Here is a 25,157-nt window from a genome sequence, read left to right as displayed (position 1 = left end):
TTTTTTTTGCAGCAGTAAAAAAGTCAGCTGTTTTAAACAGGATTTATGAGGTACTTCAGATGGAATTGTTATGCTGTTGTTTATGCCTAAGCAACTTTAGGCATAGCTTAAATTGGATATAAAAAAACGCAGCCTAAGCTGCGTTTGATGTGACAAACTTATGTTTTGCGTTATTCACCGCGATACTTAAGTGATAAGCCGCGAATAAAGTTACGCAGGATTTGATCGCCACACTCTTTAAAATTCTTATGATCCGGATTGCGGAACAGCGCGCTCAGTTCTGATTTTGACATTTGCACTTCGGCTAGAGCCAAGGCTGCAACTATGTCTTCTTCACGCATTTCGAGGGCCACTCTGAGTTTTTTGAAGATTAAGTTATTGTTTAAACGCGATACTGGCGCTGGGATTTCTGCACCTTCACGTAGGCCACGCTTTTCGATGATAAGGCCGTCTAGGAACTGACATAAAGTGGTGTCATTACAGGCTTTGTAACCTTCTTCCTCTTCTTTGTGCAGTAGAGCAATGATCTCTTCTGTCGGCACTTCTCTTCCAGCTTTGGCAAAAATTTTAATCATTTTGGCATTGTTGAAATCAAACACGAAGCGCAAACGGCGCAAAATATCATTATTAATCATGGTCATCTCTTGGCGCGGCTGCGCTGTCTGGTTTAAGAGGCGGTATTATATACCCAAACCGCCTCAAAAGCAGAATTTAGCCGGAATTTAACGCAGCGTAGCGAATGCTATTTATGACTCTGGCATAAATAGCTGTCATGACATCTAAGCAATCAACCTTTAATGACGTTGTACCAATAGAGAAACAGTGCCGCGAAAATCAGCAGATAACTTATGCCAAACCAAGAGAGTAGCTTCATCTTAGTGCCATACCTATCGGCTTCGGGGAGCTGTTTGCTGGTCATTAAGCGGTAGTTTAACCAAGCAAAAATGACTGTGGTCATAAAGGCCAAGATCATCACAAACTCAAGTAGCGGTAACAGTGCGCCTTTAAAGAAGAGGATCAGCAATAAGCCAAAGGCACTGATGGCGAGCATGATCCCTGTGAGGCGTTTGTCTGAACTGGCCTTTGAGGTGAGTAATTGCCAGCCCATATCTAAGGTGCGGCTGTAGCCATCGATAACGGTTACTGTGGTACTAAAAATACAGAGAAAAGCCACAACACCAATAAGATAACGACTCTCGCCGCCCATCACTTGGCTGTAAAGGTTGATCAATTGATTAGCAAATTGCGCGCCTGAATCAGAAAAGTGCTCACCACTGCCGTGCATCACTAAGGCGCCCAAGGACAGAAACACGATCGCGAGGATCGCGGTGATGATGTAGCCTAAGTTAAAGTCGAGCAGCGCCTGCGCTTTCGTGACCGTCTGGCTTTTTTGTTTTTCGAGCAACCAGAGGGAATTCCAAGCGCTGACTTCAATCGGTGCCGGCATCCAGCCCATCATGGCGACCAGAAATCCCACATGGGCCCATTGCCAAGGTGAGGGAGAAACAAAATTGCTCGCTAATGGCTGAGCATGATCCCAAGCTAAGGCCACTGCAATTAAGGTCGTTAGCGTTAAGGCGAACATGATGATCTTAGTGAGTCTATCGAGTAGTTGATAATGGCCTAAGATCAGCAAAGCCAATGAACTCAGCAATACCAGCAGGGCTAACCAATCGATGGGAAGCGGAATAAATTGGGTCAACATGGCGGCGGTGAGCATGCAAACACCCGCAGTGCTAGCGACGGCGGCAATCACATTCAGTCCAGTAAATAGCAGCAAATAACCTCGGCCCTGTTTGAGGTAGCCGTGCAGTAAACTCTCCCCTGTGGCGGCGGTGTAACGTGCGCCAGCGGCAAAGAAGGGATACTTAAGTAAATTTACCCCTAAAATGACCCAAGCCAGTTGCCAGCCAAATTCGGCGCCGGCCCGAGTCGAGGCAACTAAATGCGATGCACCAATCGCCGCTGCGGCCATAAGCACACCGGGCCCCATAGCTTTAATGCCAAGCGTCAGGTGTGCCATCCAAGAGGATGAAGGGGAGGTTGTCGAGGATTCAGTCATGTCGTTATTAAAAGTACCTGTTGAAAATTAATCTGGGGAATCGAACAAGCCCTTATGTTAAGGCTGCGCTCATGCTAAAGCTGTGCTAACGCTAAGTGAGTGGCTCAACATTAAAGGGAAAGTGATTGAACTGAAAGTCGTTTTATTCAATTTATCTATTTAATTTTTGGCTGAGCAAGGCTTCAATTCGTTTTAGGCTTGCTGCCATCTCGACTACGTTTTGTAATAACGCATCATCAGGTTGTACAGATGGACTCGCTGGATGTGGGCGCTGAGTAAGACGCTCTTTTTGTTCTAATACGCGGGTTCTAAATTGAGGCGCATCAACTATGCCGACTAAGCTTATCAAGGCGCCTGCGCCCGATTGCCCTGCGGTTTCTACCGTGAGTTTATGCAGACCAAATAGGCGCATAATTGGGCCTTGGATCAATGCCATATCGGTAATTTTGTCCAAAGGCACTGTATTTTCGGTACGAGTTAATATTCCGCGGCGCACAATCAACTTATTACTGGTGAGCTCGGCACTCATATTGCGAATATAGCGGCGAGTTCCCCACAGCCCGATTGGAAACCAAAGCAATAACAAGGGAATGCCGACTATGCTGAGGCTGAAATAGGCGGCCCCTGAAAGCAACCAATACAAACCTAGATTGGACTCAAACTCTGCTTGATGAATGATCTTGTCTTCCATGTATCTTCCTTAAATTCTGATATTCAAGCATCACGATTTGTCACGTGAGTGGAATGTTCTAGTGCCTAGACCTTTTTGATTCTCGCAGAAGGAAAGCATATTGTCTCAACATGTAACAAAAGTTTAACTTTCATTGTGATCCCATTGACTTTGGTTTGTAACTCATTACCTTGTGTATTGTTAATTTATGGTTTTCTAATGGTTAATATAATTTTAATAAAATAGATAAAACAAGGGATATGTATGAACAGACCTCAGATTCTACCCAGTGCTTGTGCCATCGCGATTGCTTTAGCATTTGCGCCAACAGTAGCCCATGCAGCCGATAAAGGCGCAGAAAAAGTTGAACGTATTGAAGTAACGGGTTCTCGTATTAAACGTACTGATATCGAAGGCCCTTCCCCGATCCAATCGATCAGCAAAGACGACATTGCTAATATGGGGTTCGATAACCTACAGCAATTGCTCGAACGTATGCCTGCGAACGGCGCTGGTGCGTTTTCTACCCGTGGTAATAGCCAAGATTCAACCGCTAACGGTGGCGCGTCTATCAGTTTGCGTGGTTTAGGTCCTGATGCGACCTTAGTGTTAATTAATGGCCGCCGGGTTGCTGCGAGTGCTTTTGCTGAAGGTATTACTAATTCTTTCGTTGATATCAATAATATCCCTGTTTCAGCGATCGAACGTATCGACATACTCAAGGACGGTGCATCGGCTATTTATGGTTCTGATGCGATTGCCGGTGTGGTCAACATTATCCTGAAGAAAGACATTGAGGGTATTGAAGTCAATCTCGGCTACGGTGATGCTTCAGGTACGGGTTACGATGAAACCACTGCGAACATGGTTTGGGGGATGAAGTCTGATAAGGGCAGTGCCTCCGTTATTCTCGATTATTTTAAAAATGGTACCTTAGCTGCGACTGATTTAGGCCGTTTCGGCAGTGCAGATCAGACTCCTTATGGCGGTGAGGATTTCCGTTCTTCCCGTGGTTTTCCTGGTTATTTTTATGTTGATGGGGTGAAAACCATAGATCCAGCCTGCCCACCTGATCGGGCGACGCCAAGCGGCAGCTGTGTATTTGATTATGGGCCATATAACCTTGTTATTCCTTCTGCAGAACGAGTGGGAGCTATTGGGCAATTCGAATATCATTTCAATGATGATTTAACTGCTTTCCTTGAATTAGCTGCCCAGCACAACACGTCGGAAGCGGGCGGTGCACCAACACCTCTTGATGAGGATGCAGGCTTAACCGTACCAGGAACTCACCCAAATAACCCTTGGGGGAAAGATATTGAAATTGGTCGCTTCCGCACCGTTGATGCGGGTGCGCGTCGTTGGGATATCGAGTCTGATACTCTTCGTTTAGTCGCAGGTTTGCGTGGCGTAGTTAAAGATTGGGACTGGGAAGCTTCGGTGCAAAAAGGTCGCAGTGAGTCCACTCAAACGGGGGATCGCAGCCAAGGTTGGGTCAGAACCGATTATTTACAACGTGAAATCGATGCGGGTCGCTATAATCCTTTCGGTGGCACCATGAACTCCCAAGATGTCATTGATGACATTACCACTAGTTTAGTGCGCCAAGGTTTGTCAAACATGACTTCCTATGCAGCTAACATTTCAGGTCAAGCATTTACCCTTGCTGGTCGCGATATTATGATGGCGGCTGGAGCTGAATATCGTGAAGAAGATGTCAGCGATGTGCCCGATGAACAGTTCCAACGTGGATTGATTTTTGGTACTGAAGCAGTCTCTGCGGCGGCATCACGTGAGCAATATGCAGCTTATGTTGAATTATCTATTCCGGTAACGGATAACTTCGAGCTACAACTTGCTGGTCGTTATGATCACTATAGTGATTTTGGTTCAACGACTAACCCTAAAGTTGCCTTCCAATGGGGAGTGACTGACGAGATAACGGCGCGTGCTTCTTGGTCTACGGGTTTCCGTGCACCTTCTTTAGCACAAATAGGTCTTGGTCCATCGCGTGAAAGTAGTTTCTTCATTGATACTTACCGCTGCGCTGCTGATAGTGTTGATTGTGAAGCTTTAGATTACAACACTGAATTTGAAGGCAACTCGGAGCTGGATGCTGAGGAATCCGAAACTTGGAACGTCGGTATGATTTGGGCGCCAAGCCAGAAATTCGATGTTGGTTTTGATATCTATAGCATTACACAAGATAACAAAATCGATAAACAGCCGTTAGGCGATATCTATACCGCAAATTGTAATGATCAAAACAGCACTGTATGTGAGCGTTTAGCTCCACAGGTGGGTCAGACTTTAGGTCCAATCAGTATCATCCATTCAAGCTTTATCAACCTAAGCTCACAAGATGTGCAAGGGATGGATGTTTCGAGTCATTATGGCGTTGAGTTGGATAGCTATGGTGATCTGAAATTTGGACTTGAGTACAGTTATTTACATAGTTTCGAAAAAGATGGCCTAGATTACACCGGTGAGTACAAGTTCCCTCAACATCGCTGGTTACTTACTACTAACTGGACTATGGATAACTTTGCCGCCAACATTAATCTGAGTTATATCGGCGAGTTTGAAGATACACCAGATATCAATTTTGATGGCGTCCTCGACTTCGAAAGCAACAAGTCTCGTATGGTTGATGCTCAAATCTTAGTCGACATGTCAGGTACTTATCGCTTCAATGAAATGTTCAAACTGACATTGGGTGTAAACAACGTATTTGACGAAGAGCCACCATTTGCGATCGGTGACGGTGATACCGACCTTTACGGCTATGTTATTTCAGTACATAACCCTATGGGTCGCTACATCTACACTAAACTCACTATGAACTTCTAATATTAAGCCTACGTGCTTTATATCAAAGTGTAGTGAAATCGAAACGGCGCATTAAGCGCCGTTTTTTATGGGCAGATTTGCACTAACGCAAACTCAGTGTATCTTCGTTAGGACACGAATTAACCGGACTAAAAGGACGTTGCAATGATCACTTTATATGGCACACCGCGCAGTCGCGCATTACGAGTTGCTTGGGTGTTGGAAGAGTTGGGCGTTGATTGGGATTTTTCCTTTGTGGATATGACCAAAGGTGCGCATCGCAGCGCGGCATTTTTAGCGATAAACCCCTGCGGTAAACTGCCTGTGCTAACTGATGATGAGCTAGTGTTATCCGAATCTGCGGCGATTTGCCTTTATCTAGCAGAAAAGTATGGCGGGGGTAAGTTGTTGCCACCCGCGGGGAGTAACGCATCGGGTTTGCACCATCAATGGGTGAGCTTCATCATTACTGAGCTTGAGCAGCCGCTTTGGACTTTGGGTAAGCATAAGTTTGCTTTACCGGAGGAGCAGCGTCATCCGCAGATCATGCCTTGTGCGGTATGGGAGTTTGATAAGGCGGCGGCATTGGCCGAAGCCATGTTGCCTGAAAGTGATTTTTTGCTCGGTGATGACGTTTCGGTGGCGGATATTTTATTGGCCCATACCTTAATGTGGGGCACATTGTTTGAACAAGCCATTCCACCTAAACTCGCCGCTTATCGCGATAGGTTGTCTGCGCTGCCGTCGCGTCAATCGGCTTTGCAGAAGATGGATGCTGTGGTGGCTGCTAAGGGTTAATCAGGCAGAGTAGCTGATTATTTTAGCCTTGAATGATTCAGGTGCATTCCCACCATTATCTGAAAATCATTATGAGAATATAAAAAGGGCAGATAGTGATATCTGCCCTTGCTGTTAATGCGAGTACTAAGCTTCTGGATTTACACGCTTATAGCTGAGTCGCGGCCCATTTAGCACGGCTTTCACGGCTTTCGCTCATTTTGGTCGGTTCACGGAAGGCTTTATAGGCTTCCACGTCCAGTGCGACTAAGCTGACGTCGACTTCTAGGACCAGTTTGCACTCTTTCTTGATGCGCCAAGCTGCCGTGTTATACAGCTCAGTAAAAGGCAATGAACTTAAAAATTCGGGATTGTATTGAGTGTAAGTGGCTTGAGTGGGGTAAACCACGAAAGCTAAATGACGCTTAGGTTCTTTTTTAAATAATTCTTCAATGCCATCGCAGGTGTTAAGTACTTGCATCTCAATGATGTCATCAATATCGAGCAGTTTTTTTTGCGCCAGCTCAGGTGCCGCTTGTTCGCCACTTTCCCAGGCTAATACATCGGCTTCGCTATGGTTAGTTAGCGTGCCAACTTGAGCCGCACTTAAGCTCAATGATTGGCGTAAGTAGCTCATTTCGATGGCATTCAAGCCAATGTTTTTAGACATAATCGTGTTCTCAATGCAGTGAAAGTAAAATTAGTATTTAATCTTTAGCCAGATTTCTTCAACCCATTCCCAGAACGACTCCCAATAGATATCGGTAAAGCCGCCGTTTTTCCAGAAATGTACTTGGCCATCTTGGTCGATACAGTAAAAGGCATCGCCTTGCTGACAAATGGCAATCATGTCCCTTGGCATGCCGATAGACCAAGCATAACAAGTAACTTCAGGCAGATAGGTGTGTGAGTAGGGATCCGATGCTGTTACTGGCTCTATCGTGCCGTAAATCACATCACTGGCATACAGCAGGTATTCTTTTAGCTCCCGCGGCAAAGAGATCAGGATTTGCTCTTCGACTTCGACGAGCTGCTCAAATGTGGGTAATTCGAGTGGTACAGGAACAGTCTCACTGCGTTCTTGGAGTTGCTCAATGATGTCGTGCATGGCGTTTCCTGCTGATAGGGCTATGGCGCGGGATTATATACCCAAACAACCTGAAGATGCAGGATTCAGCGAGAATTTAACGCACTTTAGGCAAGGCGGCTATTTGCAGACCTAGCGGGCTAAGTTAAAAATAGTCAACACTGCATAAAGTGCGTTAAAGCTCGCCAGGAAGGAGTGCCTAGGGCACTTCACTTCCGTGTTGCATCAATTCAAAAGGTGGCCGACATTCTGTCATTGATGCGCCTTGAATTGAAGCACCCTAGGCACTCTGAAACTCGTATCTTCAGGTTGCTTGGGTATCGACTTAAAAAGACGTTCGATGCGAGAGAGTGCTTTTTTCAGCTTATTTTTAATATGGTTTTTCAGGCGCAGTACAATATAAAAAAGCGCTGGCACCTTTGCGGGAGACCAGCGCAACAGTGGAAGCGGTTGCGGGTTAAGCGACTGAGACTCTTAATAAACTGGCTTCATCGACCCGTTTATAGTTAAGCCATGCTTTGTGGTACAGCTTGTGTGATTCTTGGCGTAATTTGGCAATCTGCGCGAGTTCAAACTCACTGAGTAACCTTTGCTGTTTACGGGCATTGGCTTCAATCGTCTGCACTTTTTCATATACCTTGTGCTCTGGGCCGTTTTTGATATCGGCGATATCCTGAAGATGCAATTGCACCTCGGCAATCATACCCGATTGGGGTAAACGTACCAGCAAGTTGAGATCGCGATAGCCAGATGCTTTGGGTTCGGCAAAGCGGTTTTTTTGCTTCACCACTTGGGTCTGCTCATTCAAAGCTTGGTAAGCCTGCATGAGATCTTGAATGCTGTCGGTCACGATACTTGCCCTTGCCAGGTCGGTAATTTGGCTGGCGTCACCGTTAAATTTTGTCGCCACTTTATCGGCGGCTCTTTGATAACTCTTTACCGGAGGAATAATCACTTGCGTCTGTGAATGATGGGCAATTCGGGTAAGCAACTGAGCCAGCTCAGCCTGAGCATCATAGGCTTGGTGATGGAGAACAGATAAGTCATTCGAGGCTTGACGAGGCGCATCGAAGGTCTGACTGCTGAGTGCATATAGACCATGTAGGTCATGGCTTGATGCCTGTCTTGCACTGTAATTACCACGTTCTGCTTTACTGTCACTGATGTCGAGAGGATTTGCTACACCAGCGCGGCTCGATAATAAGAGTAGAAAAATAAAAAAGGTACGAAATAACTTAGTCATGCGGCCTACTTCCTTATGGGTGAGTTATTCAGGTCACGCATCCACCATAGGCTTCTATTGCTTAATTAAAGCTGAACCAACCATGAAGACTTGTTCATCTTGCGCATGGGTTCACATTCATAACTCAGTGGTTTAAGGAAATAAAAATGGCGCCACCTGTAACAGTGAGCGCCATTGTTGTTGCTCAGCTTATGCAGCCGAGCGGCGATTTAAATCTGGCTTACCAAATTTTTACGCGTTTTTCTGGTGCGATATACATAGCATCACCGGGTTTCACATCATATGTGGTGTAGAACTCAGGCATGTTAGACAGAGCACCCAGAGCACGGAATTCCGCAGGTGAGTGTGGATCGGTCGCTACGCGGTTACGCATCGCTTCTTCTTTGGCTTTCGCGCGCCAAATTTGAGTGAAACCGATGAAGAAACGTTGATCGCCCGTTAAGCCATCGATGACCGGCGCTTCTTGACCATTGAGTGATTTCTTATAGGCGCGGTATGCGATAGTCACACCTGATAAGTCACCAATGTTCTCACCTAGCGTTAAACCACCGTTGACGTGCAAATCGTCAAACACAAAGTAACCGTCGTATTGTGCAATCAGCGCTTGGCCGCGGGCAGAGAACTCTTTCAAGTCTTGCTCTGTCCACCAGTCACGCATGTTGCCTTCGCCATCGAACTTAGCACCTTGGTCGTCGAAACCATGGCCCATTTCGTGACCGATAACGGCACCAATACCACCGTAGTTGACTGCATCATCAGCCGCCAAATTGAAGAATGGCGGTTGCAGAATGGCCGCAGGGAAGACGATTTCGTTCATGGTTGGGTTGTAGTAAGCATTAACCGTTTGTGGGGTCATGTGCCATTCGTCTTTGTCGATTGGCGCGCCCAGTTTGGCTAATGACTTAGCATGTTCAACTTCGCTGGCACGAATAGCGTTACCGATTAAGTCGTCAGCCTTGATGCTCAGCTTGCTGTAATCTTCCCACTTGTTCGGGTAACCGATTTTCGGGTTGAATTTTGCTAACTTATCCGCCGCAGCCACTTTAGTGCTGTCGCTCATCCAGGTTAAATCTTTGATGCTCTCGCCGTAAGCGCCACGAAGATTTTCCACCAGTGCCTGCATACGGTCTTTGGCTTCAGGCGTGAAGTGACGTTTAACGTACACTTTGCCGACAACTTCACCCAGCATGCCGTTAACAGAGGCTACGCCACGCTTCCAACGCGGTTCTTGCTCTTCTTGACCGTTTAAGGTTTTAGAGAAGAAATCGAAGTTTTCGTTGTCCAGCGCTTCACTCAAATAGTTCGCCGCATGCGTCAGTACTTGCCATTGCATGTAGGTTTTCCAAGTGGCTAAATCGGTCGTTTTTAAAACCTCGTTCAGACCTTGGATATAGCTAGGCTGGTTAATGATGATGTCGGTTTGCTTGTCTGCGCCAAGCGCTGTTAAGTAGACAGTCCAATCGATATCCGGTGCCAGTGTTGGCAGATCTTTCACTTGATATAGATTGTAAGTTTTAGTGCTGTCGCGGTTTTCAACCACATCCCAATGCTTAGAGGCAATGGCCGTTTCTAGGGCAAGAATAGACTCAGCGCTGGCTTTAGGATTAGCAAGACCCGCAAGAGTAAACATCTTTTCTATGTGGGCTAGGTAAGCCTTACGGATATTAACGAAGCGTTCTGACTCGTTAAAGTAGTAGTCTTTTTCTGGTAGGCTTAGGCCATATTGATAGAGATGAGTCGCGTAACGGCTAGAGTTTTTCGCATCGATATCGATATAAAATGCCATAGGTGTACCCGCACCAGCGATTTGGCTGTGGGCGAAGTACTTCACCAATTCATTCTTATCTTTTAAGGCGTTAATAGCATCGAACTCACCTTGGATTGGTGTCACGCCCAGTTTGTTGAGCGTGTCAGTATCCATAAATGATCGATATAAATCGGCCACTTTTTGCTCGTCTGTGCCAGTGGCCAGATTGGGCGTTGCTGCCACTTCTTCGATAATGGCTTTTACGTCGTCACGTGATTTTTCACGTAAATCGTAGAAAGCGCCAATGCTAGTGCGATCGGCTGGGATCTCAGTGTTTTTCAGCCAAGTGCCGTTAACATATTTGTAGAAATCGTCCTGTGGGCGAACCGCTTTATCAAAATTAGCGAATTCAATACCAGAGCCCAGTACCTGAGTCACAGCAACTGCGGTGGCTGTTTTAGCGGTTTCAGGTGCTTTAACTTCGGCTGGCTTGTCATTACAGGCAGTCAGGCCTGCGATAAGTGAGGCACACAGTCCCCCAATGAGTACTTTTCTCATGTCGTTTCCTTCGAGTTTATTATTGTGCCCATTATTGGGGCTGTTATTTTTTGCAAAATGGGATTGCTTCAGGCGCAATGAACTATGTTAATGCCTTACTAGGAATCTAAACAAGGTCATTACAGTTTTTATCGCGGATTTATCTTGAGTCATATGTAACTAAAGGTTACCAGTTACAGTCTTAAGCTCATTAGCGGCAAAGTTACCGTATGCAAGCCTTTTCAGGTAAGCGAGCACTTAGCTTTCGCTTTTTTACCCGCGATCAAATTAGCTGCCGGATCGGCTTTGCGGGGTTACCTGCGACCACGGTTTTGGCAGCTACATTTTTTGTAACTACGGCGCCAGCGCCTATGATGGCGTCATCACCAATAATGACGCCTGGCATTATGATAGCGCCGCCACCAATCCATACCCGTTTACCGACCTTAATTGCTTTAGCGGTTTCTAAACCTGAGCAACGCAGCTCGGCATCGAGTGGGTGACTCGAGGTATAAAACTGTGCATTGGGGCCGACCATAGTCTGCTCACCAATAGAAATAGGCGCATTATCCTGCAAGGTGACATTCACATTGATAAACACTTTGTCAGCAAGGGATAGGTTGGCGCCATAACTGATAAAAATCGGCGTGGATATCGTTGCGGCTGGTGATTTATGGGGAATGAGCTGCTGACAGAGTTGGCTGTACTCTGGGGTATCGTGGTCAATTATTTGATTTAATTGTCGATTCAGCCGTTGCTGTTGAGCTCGTAAACTTAATAGTTCGCTGGCAAGGCAATCATATTCTTGGCCTGTGATCATCTTTTGGAATTCAGTCATGTCATCTTTCCCTAGGGTGACTGTCGTAAATGCGTAAGGGCTAAATAGAAACACATCGCTTGCTGAGCAGCAATTCTTTGCCCTTTGAAGTGGTCGGCCTCATAATATGGCAGTTTTCTTTATTGAAGTTGAGTATTAACGTGCGTTTAGACAAATTTATCTGTGAGAGTACCCCACTGACTCGCTCATTAGCGAAAAAAGCCCTGCATCGCGGTGACATCACTTGCGATGGCATAGTCGTCAAAGACTCGGGCTTTAAAGTGACTGAAGGTATGCGTGTTTGTCTCCAAGGCGAGCCTATTGCCTTAGTGGGCGTACGTTATTTAATGCTCAACAAACCGGTCGACACCATTTGTTCAACGATTGATGAAACCTATCCATCGGTATTGAGCTTAGTGGATGTGCCCAAGCCTGAAACCTTGCACATTGCTGGTCGTTTAGATGCCGATACCACAGGGCTAGTGCTGATCACGACCGACGGCCAGTGGTCGCATAAAATCACTTCACCGAAGAAAGAATGCGGTAAACGCTATTTAGTGCAACTCGCCGAACCTGTGGATGCTGGCTTGATTGCAATATTTGCCGCTGGTGTTGAATTGCGCGGTGAAGATGGCTTAACTAAGCCTGCATTGCTGGAGATTATTGAGCCGCAATTAGTGCGACTCACCATCACTGAAGGTAAGTACCATCAAGTGAAACGTATGTTTGCTGCGGTGGGCAACCACGTGCAAGGATTGCACCGTGAAAGTGTAGGCCAAATTGAATTAGATCCCGCCTTAGCGCTGGGTGAATGGCGATATTTGACGCCTGAAGAGATAGCTTCAGTCTAACGAGTTTAATATAAAAAAATGCCGCCTGAGTTTGATTTGTGGCGGCATTTTTTATTTGTGCTAACTAGCTTTTATTATTACTGTTTCTTTAAAATCAGATTACCGCTGATGGTATTCATCTTCACGTTTGCTGCGCCAGAGCCTGTTTGAAATGACAACTCGGCGCGTGGCACGTATTTCTGCTTTTTAGGTTCATCTTGGGTTAAGGTATTTTTGATCTTGCCACCTGGACCACCGTCTACGTCAAAGCTGGCATCCGGCATATCGGCAAAAGTCACTATGATATCTCCACTCACACTTTCTAAATTGGCTCTGTTGAAGTTTTTCGCCAGTGACACTTTTGAGTCACCGCTGACGGTTCTGAGTAGGATTTCCTTAGCGAGACTAAAGTTAGCATTCACTTCGCCAGAAACTTGTTCAACCGTGACTTTTTCGGCCTGAGTTTGACTTTTTAAGTCACCACTTACGAGGCGATAGTTCATTTCCCCTTTACTGTCAGTGTCTTGAATCGTGCCTGATACTGTCTCTAATTTCACTTTACCATCAAGTGCTTGAGTGATGATGTCGCCTGAGACTGTGTGCAACTCAGGTTTACCACTAAGGTTGTTAGCTTTGATATCGCCACTGACGGTATTCAAATCGAGTTCACCTTGGGCTTCGGCGACTTGCAGATTTGCTGAAATAGTATCTGCACTGAGTTTTACTGTCTTTGGCACTTTAATGGTGAGCTGCGAGCCTTTGTCATTACTGCCATTGTAGTGGCGGGGCATTTTGTCTTCGATATTCAGACTGTTTCCCTGTTGCTCGAACACAAAGCCTTCGCTCAATTCATCGAGTGTACCTGTGACGCTGACTTCACTCTTATCCCAGGTTTGAATCGTCACATCGCCGCGCTGGACTTTGATCTGCAATTGGGTGTCGCTGCTAATATTAAGCTGTTTATCAACACTTTGCGCTGCGAACACATTGCCCATCAAACCTAAATAGAGTGTCGAAACCAATAGACTGGCTTTAGTGAGATTGAGGTTACTCATAGGGTGTTTCCTTGTGTCGAGTTTCTAATGGGTAGTTTTTGGCCCTGTTGCAATAGGTCGAGCTCACGTTGCTGCACCCAAAGCCAGAGTTGCCAAAGTTGTTTATCGGTTGGATTTGCTTGTAGAGCTTGGTAAATCTGGGTTGCCGCGCGTCTTAGTTCCGCCAAACCTTGCTCAACGGGCGCGCTGAAACTACTGGTCTGCCAAGCTAGCGCATTCGTTGTCTGCTCTAGGTTATCCACTTGCGCTTGGTGCGATGCCGCGATTTGGGTTAACAGTAACTGTAAGGCCGCATCCCCTTGTTGCTCTGGCATAGCTGAGTTTTGGGCAAGCTCTGTCTGCTGCGTGGTTAATGGATTGAAAGAGGGTAACTGGGTATACCCCAATGCCACCAGAAGGATAAAGGAGGCGGCTATTGCCCACTGTCGACCGTGCTGGGATTGACGCGTTTGCGACATAAGCGGTTTGTCCATGCGCTTTTCAATGCCCTGCCACAGATCATGGCTGGGCGACATTTCTTTGGGGGCGCTATCGATCAGTTGCTCAAGCTGTTGTTCACGGGAAAGCGGCGTTAATGTCATTACAGCATCTCCTGTAGTAGTTGCTTAGCTCTATGGTATTGGGTCTTGCTAGTACCGACCGCAATGCCAAGTAAGTCAGCGATTTCATCGTGTTGATAACCTTCGATGGCGCAGAGTACGAACACTATGCGAGCCCGCTGCGGCAGTTTGAAAATCAACTTGTCTAATCCGCTATAACTTTCATCTGAACTCATAGGTTCAGTTTCATTTTCAAGTGGGATAAATCGTGCCCAAAATGATTGTTGTTTACGAATACTGCTCAAGGCTTGATTGACACAAATACTGTGTAACCAAGTCGAAAACTGACTCTCACCTCGAAATTGCGGCAACTTCTGCCACACTAAAATAAAGCATTCTTGGGTAATGTCTTCCGCTATGGTTTTATGACCACAAAGGCGCAGTGATAGGGCATAGATACGTTGGTGATGGCTTTGATACAGCAGTTTAAATGCGGCTCTGTTGCCTTGGCTGGCTAAGGTGGCTAGTTCAAAGTCAGACATTGCGCTATTGAGTGGGAGTATCCCTGCTGTCACTGTCATTCCCTGCCATAATTATTAAGTGTTGTAGTTTTGACGCACTGAATGCAGCAAAAGGTTTGGAGTCGTAAAAAATATATTTTATTAAGATTCATTATTCAGCGTAACATTTTTGTAATCTGTAGTAGAATCCGCGCGAAATTTACAGTTAAGCTGATGAAGTTATTCATTTTATACCAGTTGGTATGGTGACATTTATATCAGCATTGAGACAGTATATTTAACAAGATTAACACGCATTACTTTGTAAACTATGCCGACAGTATCTTGATGAACTAAGCTAAAAATAATGAGGTGCTCACGGTATGGGAGCTTAAATCCACAAATTGTCAGAGTATTTGATATGAACTTTTCATGTATTGCTACACTTGCGCTGTTAAAGGCTTAATTTGCAGCTATCTTTTTAAGATAGATTATTTATTCGGGGACTTTCTATGCTAATCCGCTCAAAGTTGTTACTCAGCGCAGCTGTGTCTATCTCGGCATTAGTTGCCATGTTTGGATTACAACTCCATTCAAATTCGGTTAAGTCGGAGCTCTCCCATGCCGTTCAAAATGTGCTTGAGTTAGAGCGCGATGTCTTAATTCTGCGTAAAAACGAAAAGGATTTCTTCGCGCGTAAGGATTTAAAATATGCCGAGCTACATAAGCAAAGCCACATGGCAATCGACAGTATTGTCCCAGAATTAGAGAAAGTCTTTAAAGAATACGGTGTGTCCAAGGCATCGCTTGAAAGTTTTGATAGTAATTTAAATCAGTATCAAGCTGCTTTTTCTGAAGTGGTGCAGCTACAGCAGGAAATTGGCTTAACGCCTAAAACAGGTTTGTACGGCACATTGCGTACGGCGGTGCACAATGTTGAAACGCTGCTGAAGCAATACAATCAGCTCGAACTCGAAGTGGCTATGCTGCAACTGAGACGTAACGAAAAAGATTTTATGCTGCGCCGTGAGCTAAGCTATGTTGAAACCTTCGATGTCAACATTGGCAAGTTTAATGACAAGCTACGTTCATCGAGCTTAGATGCCGATACCCAAAATAAAATTGCAGAGCTTATTACTCAGTATCAGAAAGATTTTAAAAGCTTAACCAATAAAGAGCAGCAACTCGGTTTGACCGAGAAAGATGGCACTATGGCGCGTCTTGTCGCGGCCAACCTACAAATTGAAAGCAGCGCGAATGACTTACATAACCTAGCGCTTAAGGCGATTGATGATGCTGAGAGCAGCAGCGTTAATGTAGGTATTGCTGTGTTTATCTTTATCACGTTGCTGCTATCTTTCATCACCTATCTGATTATCCGCAGTATTATCGCCCCGGTTGAGCGTATCACGCAGATCATTGCTCGTATCGAAGTGAGTAAAGATCTGACCTTGAGATGCGATGCATCAACGCAAGACGAACTTGGCGAAATTGCGCAGCATTTCAATAGTATGGTGAGTAGCTTCCAGCAATTGATTGAGCAAGTGATTGAGTCGGTCGCGACAATTAACACCTCCTGTAAGCGCGTATCTGAAAATGCCATGCTTGCCTCTGAAGGCGTTGGCCAACAGCTCAATGAGACCGATATGGTTGCAACGGCGATAACAGAAATGGGCGCAACCATTGACGAAATTGCTAAAACTACAGAGTTAGCGGCGTTGAAAGCGGGTAAGACGCATGATAATGCGCAAAGCGGTCAATTAGAAGTTGAGCAAACGATTCATAAAATTCAGTCGCTTGCTGAGCAGCTCAATAGCTCTGCTGCGGTCATCGGTGAATTGGAGCGTGACAGTGAGACTATTGGTAGTGTGTTAGATGTGATCCGCGGCATTGCTGAGCAAACTAACCTTTTAGCCTTGAATGCCGCGATTGAAGCGGCGCGAGCGGGTGAACAGGGCCGTGGTTTTGCCGTGGTTGCCGATGAAGTGCGTAACTTAGCGATGCGGACTCAATCGTCAACCCAAGAGATTGCGAACATTATTCAGACCTTACAGACGCGTACTCGCTCGATTGTGCAATTGATGGAATCGAGTCAAAAACAAGGTGTTGAGAGTGCGGAGCAAGCGGCGAGTGCCGGTGCGTTACTCAAGCTTATTAATACTGATGTGCGTAACATCATGGACATGAGTACTCAAATTGCCGCGGCGATTGAAGAGCAAAGCATGGTGGCGGCAGAAGTGAATAAGAACGTGGTGGTGATCCGGGATATCGCCGAAGAATCCTCCCATGCGGCAGATGCCAATGCGTCGGCATCGGATGAGCTGAAAGCGCAGGCTGAATTTTTATTCCGTGCGGTCAGTAATTTTAAAATCTAATGAGTAGAAGCCCATTTTAATCTGATGAGCAAAAGCTAACTTAGAAAATACACTAACAAAAACGCACTCCGAGGAGTGCGTTTTTATGTGTGAGTGATTAGCTCTGCAAGCTTAGTGATTCGTTAAAACAGCACACTGTGCATTGGAACCACTCAGATTAGTCAGAACGTTCAGTGACTATGATGAGTGACAGAACTATTAGTGACGGAACATAGCAGAAATAGACTCTTCGTTGCTTACGCGACGAATTGCCTCAGCCAGTACCGCAGACATAGTTAACTGCGTCACTTTAGCCACTTTTAACATTTCTGGGCTTAAAGGAACAGTGTCAGTCACAATCACTTCATCAATCACTGAGTTAGCGATATTTTCAGCCGCTTTGCCAGAGAACACTGGGTGAGTTGCGTAAGCAAATACGCGGTTCGCACCATGTTCTTTTAAGGCTTCAGCCGCTTTACACAGAGTGCCGCCTGTGTCGATCATATCGTCAACGATAATGCAGTCACGACCTTGAACATCACCAATGATGTGCATAACTTGAGCAACGTTTGCTTGTGGGCGACGTTTATCAATGATCGCTAAATCAGAATCATCCAACAGTTTTGCTACTGCGCGAGCGCGAACAACACCACCGATGTCTGGAGAAACAACGACTGGATTATCTAAGTTCTTCGCTAACATATCTTCTAGCAGCACTGGGCTACCAAATACGTTATCAACAGGAACGTCGAAGAAACCTTGGATTTGCTCAGCGTGCAGGTCACAGGTCAGAACGCGGTCAACACCCACGCTAGACAGGAAATCGGCAACGACTTTTGCAGTAATAGGTACACGGGCGCTACGAACGCGACGGTCTTGACGAGCATAACCAAAGTAAGGAATAACGGCTGTGATACGGCCAGCAGATGCACGGCGCAGCGCGTCAACCATCACGATGAGTTCCATCAGGTTGTCGTTTGTCGGCGCGCAAGTGGATTGGATGATGAACACATCTGCACCACGTACATTTTCGTTAATTTGGACACTGATTTCACCATCGCTGAAACGACCAACCACTGCGTCTCCGAGTTTGCAAAATAGACGATCGGCTATCTTTTTAGCGAGACTGGGGGTGGCGTTCCCAGCAAAGAGCTTGATGTCGGGCACTGTATGAACCTCAGGCGTTTGCTTTATATTTTAGTGGCTAGAGTAACGACGATATAGGGACGGGAGGAACCCGAGGCGTTATCGTTAAGTGGTTACTCTAGAAGAAAGTAGTTTAAGGGTGACTGAGTCGCGTGATGAGCGGCGAAAGATTCATCCCTTGTGCAACAAATCCTTGCATTTCAGACGGTAATTTCGCCAAGGCTGCGAGAGCTTGTTGCTGTTGTGTGAATTCCCCGAACACGCATGCGCCTGTTCCTGTCATTCTCGACGGCGCATATTCTAGCAGCCAGCCTAATGCCTTGGCAACTTGAGGGTATTTAGAAACGACTAGTTTTTGACAATCATTTGCCCAAGGTTGGCTCATTAAGGTATCTATGGCCAGTTTCGGGGTATCACGCGGTAAAAGTGGATCTTGGAATACGTCGGCGGTGGAAACATGGGCATCGGGTGTTATGACTAAGTACCAAGGCTCACTCGGATTTACTGCTTGTAAGCGTTCACCCACACCTTCGGCAAAAGCGGCGAAACCATGAATAAAAACAGGAATATCGGCACCCAATTTAAGGCCGATTTTAGCCAATTCTTCGGTCGATAATTGGGTGTGCCATAACTTGTTCAATGCCACTAATGTGGTCGCTGCATCGGACGAGCCGCCGCCTAAACCGCCGCCCATGGGCAGGCGTTTATCCAGCCAGATCTCTGCGCCACCGTTAAAGCCCGTGGTTTGCTGTAATGATTTTGCGGCTCGCAGAATTAAGTTATCGCTGTCAGCGACAACGCCCGACATATTGGAGTGCAAAATCAGTTCAGGGGTTTCAGTGACCTTAAAATCGAGCATGTCGCAGCAATCGATAAACTGAAACAAGGTTTGCAGTTCGTGGTAACCGTCGGCGCGGCGGCCATTAATGTGTAAAAACAAGTTGAGCTTGGCTGGCGCAGGCCAATTGCGGGAAATTGCAGCGGGCATGTTAAGGTTGTTCTCCGACTAAGATCGCGGGCTTGCCAAGAGCTTGCCATTGATTCAGTTGTAGTTTGAGTTGTAAATCACCACGTTCAAGCTTTAATTGATGGGGCACACTGGCGCCGCTCTGGGATTGCCAACTTAAAAATGCGACCTGCCAAGGTGGCGGGGTTTGAGTATTGGTTAGCTGTTTAGGCTTGCCTTGGCTATCGCTTTCTATGACCTGATCATTGGGGCCAACTTGGCCTGTGATCCACAAAGGTAAATCGGCTAAGGGGATGGACCAACCGCTGACACGCTCGAGTAAACGTTGGGCATTATCGTCGCGAAAATCTTTGCCATCGATATGCAAATGGGCCGAGTTCGGGGTTGAGTTAAGCGTCAACACAGTCGTACCCAGCATAGTGGTGAGTGTCAGTTCGTCGCGATCTTCACTGTGGCGCCAGTAGATATTAGCGCTGAGCTTATCGTCGGATGTTTTTATCGCCAGTTTACCCTGTAATTCCCAAGCGGTTGCTTGGCGCGCATCCGTGACTGTGATTGGGCTTAGGTCAGTCATCGGCGGCAAGGTTTCACACCCCGCCAGCAAGAGTAGGGCGCTTAAGGTAAAACAAGAGAAAATGGTTTTTGTGAGGCGCTTCAAATTATTCATCTATGACTGATATACCAAAGTCCTTATGATACGAGGGCTTGGAAAGAATACCAATGCCAAACGTAAAATTTCCATCGGCGGTCACTTAGATTTGCTCCCTTGGGACAAATTTTGCCTTACCTATTATTGATAGAAAATTTAGGTAAGAAGTTAGACCTTTATTCGGTTTTGTTAAGCGTATTCTGTTTTTAGTTGGGCCAATTCAGTAGAATGCCCTTATTAAGAGAGTCGCCAAGAATCTAGAAAGAGTCAGATGAGCCTTGTAGCAATCGGTATTAACCATAAAACAGCCACGGTAGACCTGCGTGAGAAAGTTGCCTTCTCTCCGGACAAAATTCATGACGCTATGAAGAGTCTGGCCAGTCGTACACGCTCAGGTGAAGCCGTTATTGTCTCGACCTGTAATCGCACTGAGTTGTATTGCAACAACGGCGATGAGGCCGACATTATTGCGTGGCTTGAAGAATATCACGGCCTTGATCATAAGGACGTCGCCCCTTGTCTCTATAATTATCATGGTCAAGATGCCGTCAGGCATTTGATGCGTGTGGCTTCTGGGCTCGATTCGTTGATCTTGGGTGAGCCGCAAATTCTCGGTCAAGTTAAGCAAGCGTTTGTTAAGGCCAAAGAGGCTGGAACGGTTGCGCTAACCATAGATAGACTCTTTCAGAATACTTTTTCAGTCGCTAAGAAAGTCCGCACCGACACTGAAATTGGCGCCGCTGCAGTGTCTGTCGCATTTGCGGCTGTTAGCATGGCGAAACATATTTTCTCATCGATATCGACCACTAAAGTACTGTTGATTGGCGCAGGTGAAACTATAGAACTGGTTGCGAAGCATCTTAAAGACAACGGCGTGGCTTCAATGGTCGTAGCAAATCGGACGTTAGAACGTGCCCAAGGCATGTGTGAGGAGTTTGGCGCAACAGCAATTACACTGGCGCAGATACCAGATTATCTCCCAAAAGCCGATATCGTGATATCCTCTACCGCCAGCCCTCTGCCTATCCTAGGTAAAGGCATGGTCGAAAAAGCGCTAAAGCAGCGTCGCCATCAACCTATGTTATTGGTTGATATAGCAGTTCCCCGGGATATTGAGCCGGAAGTCGCCGATTTGGATGACGCGTTTCTGTATACAGTGGACGACCTGCATAGCATTATTGAACAGAATATGGCTTCTCGAAAAGAAGCCGCCGAGCAAGCTGAAGTAATTACTGAAGAACAATCTTTCTTATTTATGGATTGGATCCGTTCTTTAGAGTCGGTCGACAGTATTCGCGAGTATCGCAGCCAGAGCATGGCGGTAAAAGATGAGTTAGTAGAACGTGCCCTGAATAAACTAGCCCAGGGCTCAGACACTGAGCAGATATTGATTGAACTAGCCAATCGCCTGACTAACAAACTTATCCACGCACCGACACAGGCCCTCACGGCAGCGAGTCGTCAGGGCGATTTGAATACTCTCGGTCAGTTAAGATCAGCGCTTGGATTAGATAAACACTAAGGTTAGCGAGTTAAATGAAGGAATCCGTTATCCGCAAGCTGGAAGGCTTGCTCGAGCGCAATGAAGAAGTCATGGCTTTGCTGGGTGATGCTAGCGTCATTTCTGATCAAGACAGGTTTCGTGCGTTATCGAAAGAATATGCCCAGTTAGAAGACGTTGTTGCTGGCTTTAAAGCCTATCAGCAAGCGCAGGCTGATCTCGATTCTGCCAAAGAAATGCTGGAAGAAGACGATGCAGAAATGCGCGAAATGGCGCAGGAAGAGATGAAAGCCGCTAAGGCCAAACTCGAGCATCTTGAAGATGAACTGCAAATTCTTTTACTGCCAAAAGATCCCGACGACGATAAAAACGCCTTCGTTGAGATCCGCGCAGGTGCAGGCGGTGATGAAGCCGCGATTTTCGCGGGCGATTTGTTCCGTATGTACAGCCGTTATGCTGAAGCGAATCGCTGGCAGATCGAAATCATGAGCTGTAACGAAGGTGAACATGGTGGCTTTAAAGAAGTGATCATGAAGGTGAGCGGTGAAGGCGTATACGGCAAACTTAAGTTTGAATCCGGCGGTCACCGCGTACAACGTGTGCCAGAAACCGAATCCCAAGGTCGTGTGCATACTTCTGCGGTGACTGTGGTTGTACTGCATGAAGTGCCTGAAGCGGAAGCGATTTCAATCAATCCTGCCGATCTGAAAGTCGATACTTTCCGTTCATCGGGTGCGGGTGGTCAGCACGTTAACAAAACTGATTCTGCCATTCGTATTACCCACATTCCAACAGGGATAGTGGTGGAATGCCAAGATCAACGCTCGCAACATAAGAACCGTGCCCAAGCCATGAGTGTTCTGGCCGCACGTATTCAAGCTGTTGAAGACGAAAAACGCCGTAGCGCCGAAGAATCGACCCGTCGTAGTCTGGTTGCCAGTGGTGATCGCTCCGAACGTGTACGTACTTACAACTTCCCGCAAGGCCGCGTGAGCGAACATCGCATCAACTTGACTTTATATCGCTTGAACGAAGTGATGGAAGGCGATCTCGATGCCATTTTATTGCCTCTGATGCAAGAGCATCAAGCTGACCAGTTAGCCGCACTGGCTGACGAGCAGGGGTAGTTTTGTCAGATCAATCTAGCATAGCCGAAGCCCTGCAATGGGCTTATGTGCAGTTAGCATCAACCTCTGAATCCGCTCATTTGGATGCAGAGGTTTTGTTGTTATATTGCCTCAATAAAAGCCGCAGCTATTTATACACTTGGCCTGAAAAATCCCTGACGGTTGAGCAGTGGAAACGCTTCCAGCAAATGGTGCAGAAACGCCAAAAGGGCGTGCCTGTGGCACATATTGTCGGTGAGCGCGAATTTTGGTCGCTGCCTTTTATCGTCAACGACACGACTTTGATCCCGCGTCCCGACACGGAAATTTTAGTCGAAACCGCCTTGAACATGCCGCTTTCTACCTACGCTAAAGTGCTCGACTTAGGAACAGGCACTGGGGCAATTGCGCTGGCGTTGGCGTCTGAGCGTGAGTCTTGGCAAATCACGGCGGTCGATAAAGTCGATGATGCCGTGGCTTTGGCTATCGCGAACCGTGAGAACTTAAAGCTGCCGCAGGTCGATATTCTTCAAAGTGATTGGTTTAGCGCGGTAAAGTCGCGTGACTTTGACTTAATCGTCTCAAATCCGCCTTATATTGATGAGACTGACGAACACTTGCATCAAGGTGATGTGCGTTTCGAGCCCCAAAGCGCGTTAACCGCCGCCGAGGAAGGCTTTGCCGATCTGTATTATATTGCCAACACTGCCCGAGATTACTTAAAGCCTAACGGCTATATCCTGCTCGAGCATGGCTTCGAACAGGCGGTAAGACTCAGAGCTAAGCTTATCGAACTGGGCTACGAGAATGTCGCCACAGTGCGAGACTTTGGCAGCAATGACAGATGTACTATGGGTAAATGGGCGGAATAACGCGCTGCTTTAAGTGAAGATATTTATCCAGTTATACCGATTTAACGAACGCCATTGGTTATCGCCAATGGCGTTTTTGTTTTCTAAAGAGTCACCTTAAACTGATATTAAGGTGACAATCGTGAACCTCAAACATCACAACACTTTTACCATAAAGAATTTACTGCCGGTTTCTGGGTAGGCTTGTTGTATCCATTGTACGCGATAGCCGTGGCGCTCATAGAAGGGCTTAGCTTGAAAATCTAAGGTATCGAGCAGGGCAAATTGGCAGCCGCGCGCTTTTGCTTGGCTTTCTGCTTCTAATAGCAAGCGCGTGCCGATTTTTTGGTGTCTTAGGGTGCCATCGACCCACAGATACTCAATTAACAACCAATTGCCGAAGGTTTTGCCGCTTATTCCCGCTAACAGTTTACCTTCGGTATCTTGTAATTTGAGGCCGAGATTTTTACGGCTAAGCCCTTGCCATTGGGCTTGGTTAAACTCGACAATTTTTTGTTTTACGGCATCGGCGAACTCGGTTGATTCGTCGTTAATTAAGCTTAAATTCATCGTGACTTCTCGTTTGATTTTTTATGATGTTAGCTCTGGCTATCTAGGCTGATAGGCATTGGTATGCCGTCACGGATTAGGGTAAACTAGCGCCTTTGTCACTGACCATAAGTATCGTAATGGAAACTTTTTACAGTCTATATCCTGCGGTTAAACATCTGCATTTTACCTTTATCGCGTTAAGCGTGTTGCTGCTTACCGTGCGCTTTGTTCTGCATCTGCGCCAATCGGCTTTGATGGAGAAGAAACTGCTCAAGATAGCGCCCCATGTTATCGACACTTTCTTATTGCTGTCGGGTTTAACCCTGTGTTTTATGATCCAACAATTTCCTTTTGTGGATCCTTGGATGACCGAAAAAATCGGTGCTGTAGTTGCTTACATTGTCCTAGGTGCGATTGCCATAAAGGCAAACAGAAACAAGTTGTTCAAAGTATTTGCTTACTTAGGCGCGATAGGCTGGCTGGTTTATGCTGCTAAATTGGCTCATTTTAAACAAGCGGTATTATTGGGTTAATGGGTAACTACACTCTGCAAGATGGCATTTCATTGCCCGAGTCGGCATTGGATGTAGGTGCGCACCTTGGATTTTCTAAACTAGAAGCCGCTAAATGGGCTTGGTTTGAAATGGCGGGAGCCGTATTAAGTCATTACTTGGTTGACCAACAACAGCGTTTTAATGCGCTGTTGCATTGGTTTTACGAGGATTTAGGCTTTTGTGTCCGTGATAACTACTTCAGTACAGAGGCGGCGGATTTAGGCACTTGCTTGATTAGCCGCCAAGGGAATAGCACTACGCTGGCAACTGTCTTGATGTTACTGGCGAAGCAGTTAGATCTTGAGCTTGAACCGATATTGCTACCTGGTAATACTGTGCTGCGTTGCAAGATTGCCGGTGAAGTGAGTTATCTGGATCCTTTGACAGGCAAGAAGCTCAACCGTCACCAGTTGCATGTGTTAGTGCGCGGCGAGTTAGGCAATGCGGCCGAGCTTAAGGCGAGTTACTTAAAGCCAGCAACGGTGAAAAAACTGCTGACGCGTATGCTGCATGAGCTAAAAGCGGGTTGTATAGTGTCGCATCAATTTGAGGCGGCGATGGAATGTTGCAGTCTGCTGTTGCAATGGCATAGCGATGATGTGCACCTCAATCGTGAGCGAGCCTTTATCGCCCAGCAGCTGGGTTGTATCAATGTGGCAGCTGCTGATTTGCAGCATTTTGTCGATAACAGCCCCCACGATCCCGTGATCGAAATCGTGAAGATGCAGCTCAAAGAATTAAACGAGCATGCCGAGATTTACCATTAAAGCAGAGCCTTTCGGGG

At 46.4% G+C, this 25,157-nt stretch carries 24 protein-coding genes; 9 read left to right on the top strand and 15 right to left on the bottom strand.

What is annotated here, in order from left to right:
• Window positions 1–170: 170 nt before the first annotated feature.
• The 3 genes from OX890_RS19335 to OX890_RS19325 all read right to left on the bottom strand — a co-directional run bounded on the left by OX890_RS19335 (window position 171) and on the right by OX890_RS19325 (window position 2,753).
• Window positions 171–635, bottom strand: coding sequence for a DUF1456 family protein (locus OX890_RS19335; protein WP_006080239.1), 465 nt, complete (start codon window positions 633–635; stop codon window positions 171–173).
• Between the two features lie 152 nt (window positions 636–787).
• A complete protein-coding gene (locus OX890_RS19330) occupies window positions 788–2,062 on the bottom strand; it encodes an Nramp family divalent metal transporter (protein ID WP_268649759.1) in 1,275 nt (424 codons plus the stop codon).
• Between the two features lie 151 nt (window positions 2,063–2,213).
• Window positions 2,214–2,753: a PH domain-containing protein gene (locus OX890_RS19325; protein ID WP_259559053.1), complete on the bottom strand. Its 540-nt coding sequence runs from the start codon at window positions 2,751–2,753 to the stop codon at window positions 2,214–2,216.
• A gap of 243 nt (window positions 2,754–2,996) precedes the next feature.
• Between OX890_RS19325 and OX890_RS19320 the strand changes: the two genes are divergently transcribed.
• Complete coding sequence (locus tag OX890_RS19320) at window positions 2,997–5,582, top strand: TonB-dependent receptor (protein ID WP_012090164.1); 2,586 nt, start codon at window positions 2,997–2,999, stop codon at window positions 5,580–5,582.
• 144 nt (window positions 5,583–5,726) lie between these two features.
• Window positions 5,727–6,359, top strand: coding sequence for a glutathione S-transferase family protein (locus OX890_RS19315; protein WP_268649758.1), 633 nt, complete (start codon window positions 5,727–5,729; stop codon window positions 6,357–6,359).
• A 148-nt stretch (window positions 6,360–6,507) separates the two neighbouring features.
• Here OX890_RS19315 and OX890_RS19310 read toward each other — a convergent pair whose 3' ends face one another.
• The 5 genes from OX890_RS19310 to OX890_RS19290 form a co-directional block, all read right to left on the bottom strand.
• Window positions 6,508–7,008, bottom strand: a complete 501-nt coding sequence (locus tag OX890_RS19310) for a DUF4447 family protein (protein WP_006084089.1) — start codon at window positions 7,006–7,008, stop codon at window positions 6,508–6,510.
• A gap of 30 nt (window positions 7,009–7,038) precedes the next feature.
• A complete protein-coding gene (locus OX890_RS19305; RefSeq protein WP_011845817.1) occupies window positions 7,039–7,446 on the bottom strand; it encodes an SMI1/KNR4 family protein in 408 nt (135 codons plus the stop codon).
• Window positions 7,447–7,882: 436 nt separating this feature from the next.
• Window positions 7,883–8,668, bottom strand: a complete 786-nt coding sequence (locus tag OX890_RS19300) for a RelA/SpoT domain-containing protein (RefSeq protein WP_268649757.1) — start codon at window positions 8,666–8,668, stop codon at window positions 7,883–7,885.
• 220 nt (window positions 8,669–8,888) lie between these two features.
• Complete coding sequence (locus tag OX890_RS19295; RefSeq protein ID WP_268649756.1) at window positions 8,889–10,973, bottom strand: M13 family metallopeptidase; 2,085 nt, start codon at window positions 10,971–10,973, stop codon at window positions 8,889–8,891.
• A 262-nt stretch (window positions 10,974–11,235) separates the two neighbouring features.
• Window positions 11,236–11,790: a sugar O-acetyltransferase gene (locus tag OX890_RS19290; RefSeq protein ID WP_268649755.1), complete on the bottom strand. Its 555-nt coding sequence runs from the start codon at window positions 11,788–11,790 to the stop codon at window positions 11,236–11,238.
• Between the two features lie 77 nt (window positions 11,791–11,867).
• Between OX890_RS19290 and rsuA the strand changes: the two genes are divergently transcribed.
• A complete protein-coding gene (gene rsuA / locus OX890_RS19285; protein WP_268650630.1) occupies window positions 11,868–12,620 on the top strand; it encodes a 16S rRNA pseudouridine(516) synthase RsuA in 753 nt (250 codons plus the stop codon).
• Window positions 12,621–12,697: 77 nt separating this feature from the next.
• Here rsuA and OX890_RS19280 read toward each other — a convergent pair whose 3' ends face one another.
• From OX890_RS19280 to OX890_RS19270, 3 genes are read right to left on the bottom strand one after another with little or no spacing between them, the layout of a single operon-like run.
• Entirely contained in the window at window positions 12,698–13,654 is a 957-nt protein-coding gene (locus OX890_RS19280) for a DUF4097 family beta strand repeat-containing protein (protein WP_259483029.1), read from the bottom strand.
• The gene (locus OX890_RS19275; RefSeq protein ID WP_259483031.1) at window positions 13,651–14,235 is read right to left on the bottom strand and encodes an anti-sigma factor; all 585 of its coding nucleotides are present in this window, start codon (window positions 14,233–14,235) and stop codon (window positions 13,651–13,653) included. The genes OX890_RS19280 and OX890_RS19275 overlap by 4 nt, the downstream gene beginning before the upstream one ends.
• A complete protein-coding gene (locus OX890_RS19270) occupies window positions 14,235–14,768 on the bottom strand; it encodes an RNA polymerase sigma factor (RefSeq protein WP_268650628.1) in 534 nt (177 codons plus the stop codon). Before OX890_RS19270 ends, OX890_RS19275 begins: the two co-directional genes overlap by 1 nt.
• Window positions 14,769–15,205: 437 nt before the next feature.
• On the opposite strand from OX890_RS19270, the gene OX890_RS19265 reads away from it, so the two are divergent.
• Window positions 15,206–17,068, top strand: a complete 1,863-nt coding sequence (locus tag OX890_RS19265; RefSeq protein WP_268649754.1) for a methyl-accepting chemotaxis protein — start codon at window positions 15,206–15,208, stop codon at window positions 17,066–17,068.
• Window positions 17,069–17,266: 198 nt separating this feature from the next.
• Here the strand turns inward: OX890_RS19265 and OX890_RS19260 are convergent, their stop codons facing one another.
• The 3 genes from OX890_RS19260 to lolB all read right to left on the bottom strand — a co-directional run bounded on the left by OX890_RS19260 (window position 17,267) and on the right by lolB (window position 19,827).
• Window positions 17,267–18,214, bottom strand: a complete 948-nt coding sequence (locus OX890_RS19260) for a ribose-phosphate pyrophosphokinase (protein WP_006080255.1) — start codon at window positions 18,212–18,214, stop codon at window positions 17,267–17,269.
• Window positions 18,215–18,326: 112 nt separating this feature from the next.
• Entirely contained in the window at window positions 18,327–19,181 is an 855-nt protein-coding gene (gene ispE, locus OX890_RS19255) for a 4-(cytidine 5'-diphospho)-2-C-methyl-D-erythritol kinase (protein ID WP_126492714.1), read from the bottom strand.
• A gap of 1 nt (window position 19,182) precedes the next feature.
• Window positions 19,183–19,827 (bottom strand): lipoprotein insertase outer membrane protein LolB, encoded by a 645-nt coding sequence (gene lolB, locus OX890_RS19250; RefSeq protein WP_126492713.1) that lies wholly within the window; start codon window positions 19,825–19,827, stop codon window positions 19,183–19,185.
• 253 nt (window positions 19,828–20,080) lie between these two features.
• On the opposite strand from lolB, the gene hemA reads away from it, so the two are divergent.
• The 3 genes from hemA to prmC are packed head-to-tail and all read left to right on the top strand — an operon-like array spanning window position 20,081 to window position 23,288.
• Window positions 20,081–21,331, top strand: a complete 1,251-nt coding sequence (gene hemA, locus OX890_RS19245) for a glutamyl-tRNA reductase (RefSeq protein WP_126492712.1) — start codon at window positions 20,081–20,083, stop codon at window positions 21,329–21,331.
• Window positions 21,332–21,345: 14 nt separating this feature from the next.
• The gene (prfA, locus tag OX890_RS19240; protein WP_012090152.1) at window positions 21,346–22,437 is read left to right on the top strand and encodes a peptide chain release factor 1; all 1,092 of its coding nucleotides are present in this window, start codon (window positions 21,346–21,348) and stop codon (window positions 22,435–22,437) included.
• Between the two features lie 2 nt (window positions 22,438–22,439).
• The gene (gene prmC, locus OX890_RS19235) at window positions 22,440–23,288 is read left to right on the top strand and encodes a peptide chain release factor N(5)-glutamine methyltransferase (RefSeq protein ID WP_006080260.1); all 849 of its coding nucleotides are present in this window, start codon (window positions 22,440–22,442) and stop codon (window positions 23,286–23,288) included.
• A gap of 135 nt (window positions 23,289–23,423) precedes the next feature.
• On the opposite strand, the gene OX890_RS19230 is transcribed toward prmC, so the two are convergent.
• On the bottom strand, window positions 23,424–23,837 hold the full coding sequence (locus OX890_RS19230; protein WP_115333919.1) for a GNAT family N-acetyltransferase: 414 nt from the start codon (window positions 23,835–23,837) through the stop codon (window positions 23,424–23,426).
• Between the two features lie 119 nt (window positions 23,838–23,956).
• Between OX890_RS19230 and OX890_RS19225 the strand changes: the two genes are divergently transcribed.
• Together OX890_RS19225 and OX890_RS19220 are read left to right on the top strand one after the other, a co-directional pair.
• The gene (locus OX890_RS19225) at window positions 23,957–24,352 is read left to right on the top strand and encodes a SirB2 family protein (protein ID WP_006080263.1); all 396 of its coding nucleotides are present in this window, start codon (window positions 23,957–23,959) and stop codon (window positions 24,350–24,352) included.
• On the top strand, window positions 24,352–25,140 hold the full coding sequence (locus OX890_RS19220) for a SirB1 family protein (protein ID WP_115333920.1): 789 nt from the start codon (window positions 24,352–24,354) through the stop codon (window positions 25,138–25,140). Before OX890_RS19225 ends, OX890_RS19220 begins: the two co-directional genes overlap by 1 nt.
• Window positions 25,141–25,157: the final 17 nt, after the last annotated feature.

This window comes from Shewanella sp. DAU305, assembly GCF_026802235.1.
Lineage (GTDB): Bacteria > Pseudomonadota > Gammaproteobacteria > Enterobacterales > Shewanellaceae > Shewanella > Shewanella baltica.
The sequence above is the reverse complement of the archived record's forward strand: the minus strand, read 5'-3'. Positions and strand labels throughout refer to the sequence as shown.

What these genes read in the sequence shown, in the direction of transcription:
- OX890_RS19335 (WP_006080239.1), bottom strand. Translation starts at nt 635, where the DNA reads ATGATTAATAATGATATTTTGCGCCGTTTGCGCTTCGTGTTTGATTTC.
- OX890_RS19330 (WP_268649759.1), bottom strand. Translation starts at nt 2,062, where the DNA reads ATGACTGAATCCTCGACAACCTCCCCTTCATCCTCTTGGATGGCACAC.
- OX890_RS19325 (WP_259559053.1), bottom strand. Translation starts at nt 2,753, where the DNA reads ATGGAAGACAAGATCATTCATCAAGCAGAGTTTGAGTCCAATCTAGGT.
- OX890_RS19320 (WP_012090164.1), top strand. Translation starts at nt 2,997, where the DNA reads ATGAACAGACCTCAGATTCTACCCAGTGCTTGTGCCATCGCGATTGCT.
- OX890_RS19315 (WP_268649758.1), top strand. Translation starts at nt 5,727, where the DNA reads ATGATCACTTTATATGGCACACCGCGCAGTCGCGCATTACGAGTTGCT.
- OX890_RS19310 (WP_006084089.1), bottom strand. Translation starts at nt 7,008, where the DNA reads ATGTCTAAAAACATTGGCTTGAATGCCATCGAAATGAGCTACTTACGC.
- OX890_RS19305 (WP_011845817.1), bottom strand. Translation starts at nt 7,446, where the DNA reads ATGCACGACATCATTGAGCAACTCCAAGAACGCAGTGAGACTGTTCCT.
- OX890_RS19300 (WP_268649757.1), bottom strand. Translation starts at nt 8,668, where the DNA reads ATGACTAAGTTATTTCGTACCTTTTTTATTTTTCTACTCTTATTATCG.
- OX890_RS19295 (WP_268649756.1), bottom strand. Translation starts at nt 10,973, where the DNA reads ATGAGAAAAGTACTCATTGGGGGACTGTGTGCCTCACTTATCGCAGGC.
- OX890_RS19290 (WP_268649755.1), bottom strand. Translation starts at nt 11,790, where the DNA reads ATGACTGAATTCCAAAAGATGATCACAGGCCAAGAATATGATTGCCTT.
- OX890_RS19280 (WP_259483029.1), bottom strand. Translation starts at nt 13,654, where the DNA reads ATGAGTAACCTCAATCTCACTAAAGCCAGTCTATTGGTTTCGACACTC.
- OX890_RS19275 (WP_259483031.1), bottom strand. Translation starts at nt 14,235, where the DNA reads ATGACATTAACGCCGCTTTCCCGTGAACAACAGCTTGAGCAACTGATC.
- OX890_RS19265 (WP_268649754.1), top strand. Translation starts at nt 15,206, where the DNA reads ATGCTAATCCGCTCAAAGTTGTTACTCAGCGCAGCTGTGTCTATCTCG.
- ispE (WP_126492714.1), bottom strand. Translation starts at nt 19,181, where the DNA reads ATGCCCGCTGCAATTTCCCGCAATTGGCCTGCGCCAGCCAAGCTCAAC.
- lolB (WP_126492713.1), bottom strand. Translation starts at nt 19,827, where the DNA reads ATGAATAATTTGAAGCGCCTCACAAAAACCATTTTCTCTTGTTTTACC.
- hemA (WP_126492712.1), top strand. Translation starts at nt 20,081, where the DNA reads ATGAGCCTTGTAGCAATCGGTATTAACCATAAAACAGCCACGGTAGAC.
- prfA (WP_012090152.1), top strand. Translation starts at nt 21,346, where the DNA reads ATGAAGGAATCCGTTATCCGCAAGCTGGAAGGCTTGCTCGAGCGCAAT.
- OX890_RS19230 (WP_115333919.1), bottom strand. Translation starts at nt 23,837, where the DNA reads ATGAATTTAAGCTTAATTAACGACGAATCAACCGAGTTCGCCGATGCC.
- OX890_RS19225 (WP_006080263.1), top strand. Translation starts at nt 23,957, where the DNA reads ATGGAAACTTTTTACAGTCTATATCCTGCGGTTAAACATCTGCATTTT.
- OX890_RS19220 (WP_115333920.1), top strand. Translation starts at nt 24,352, where the DNA reads ATGGGTAACTACACTCTGCAAGATGGCATTTCATTGCCCGAGTCGGCA.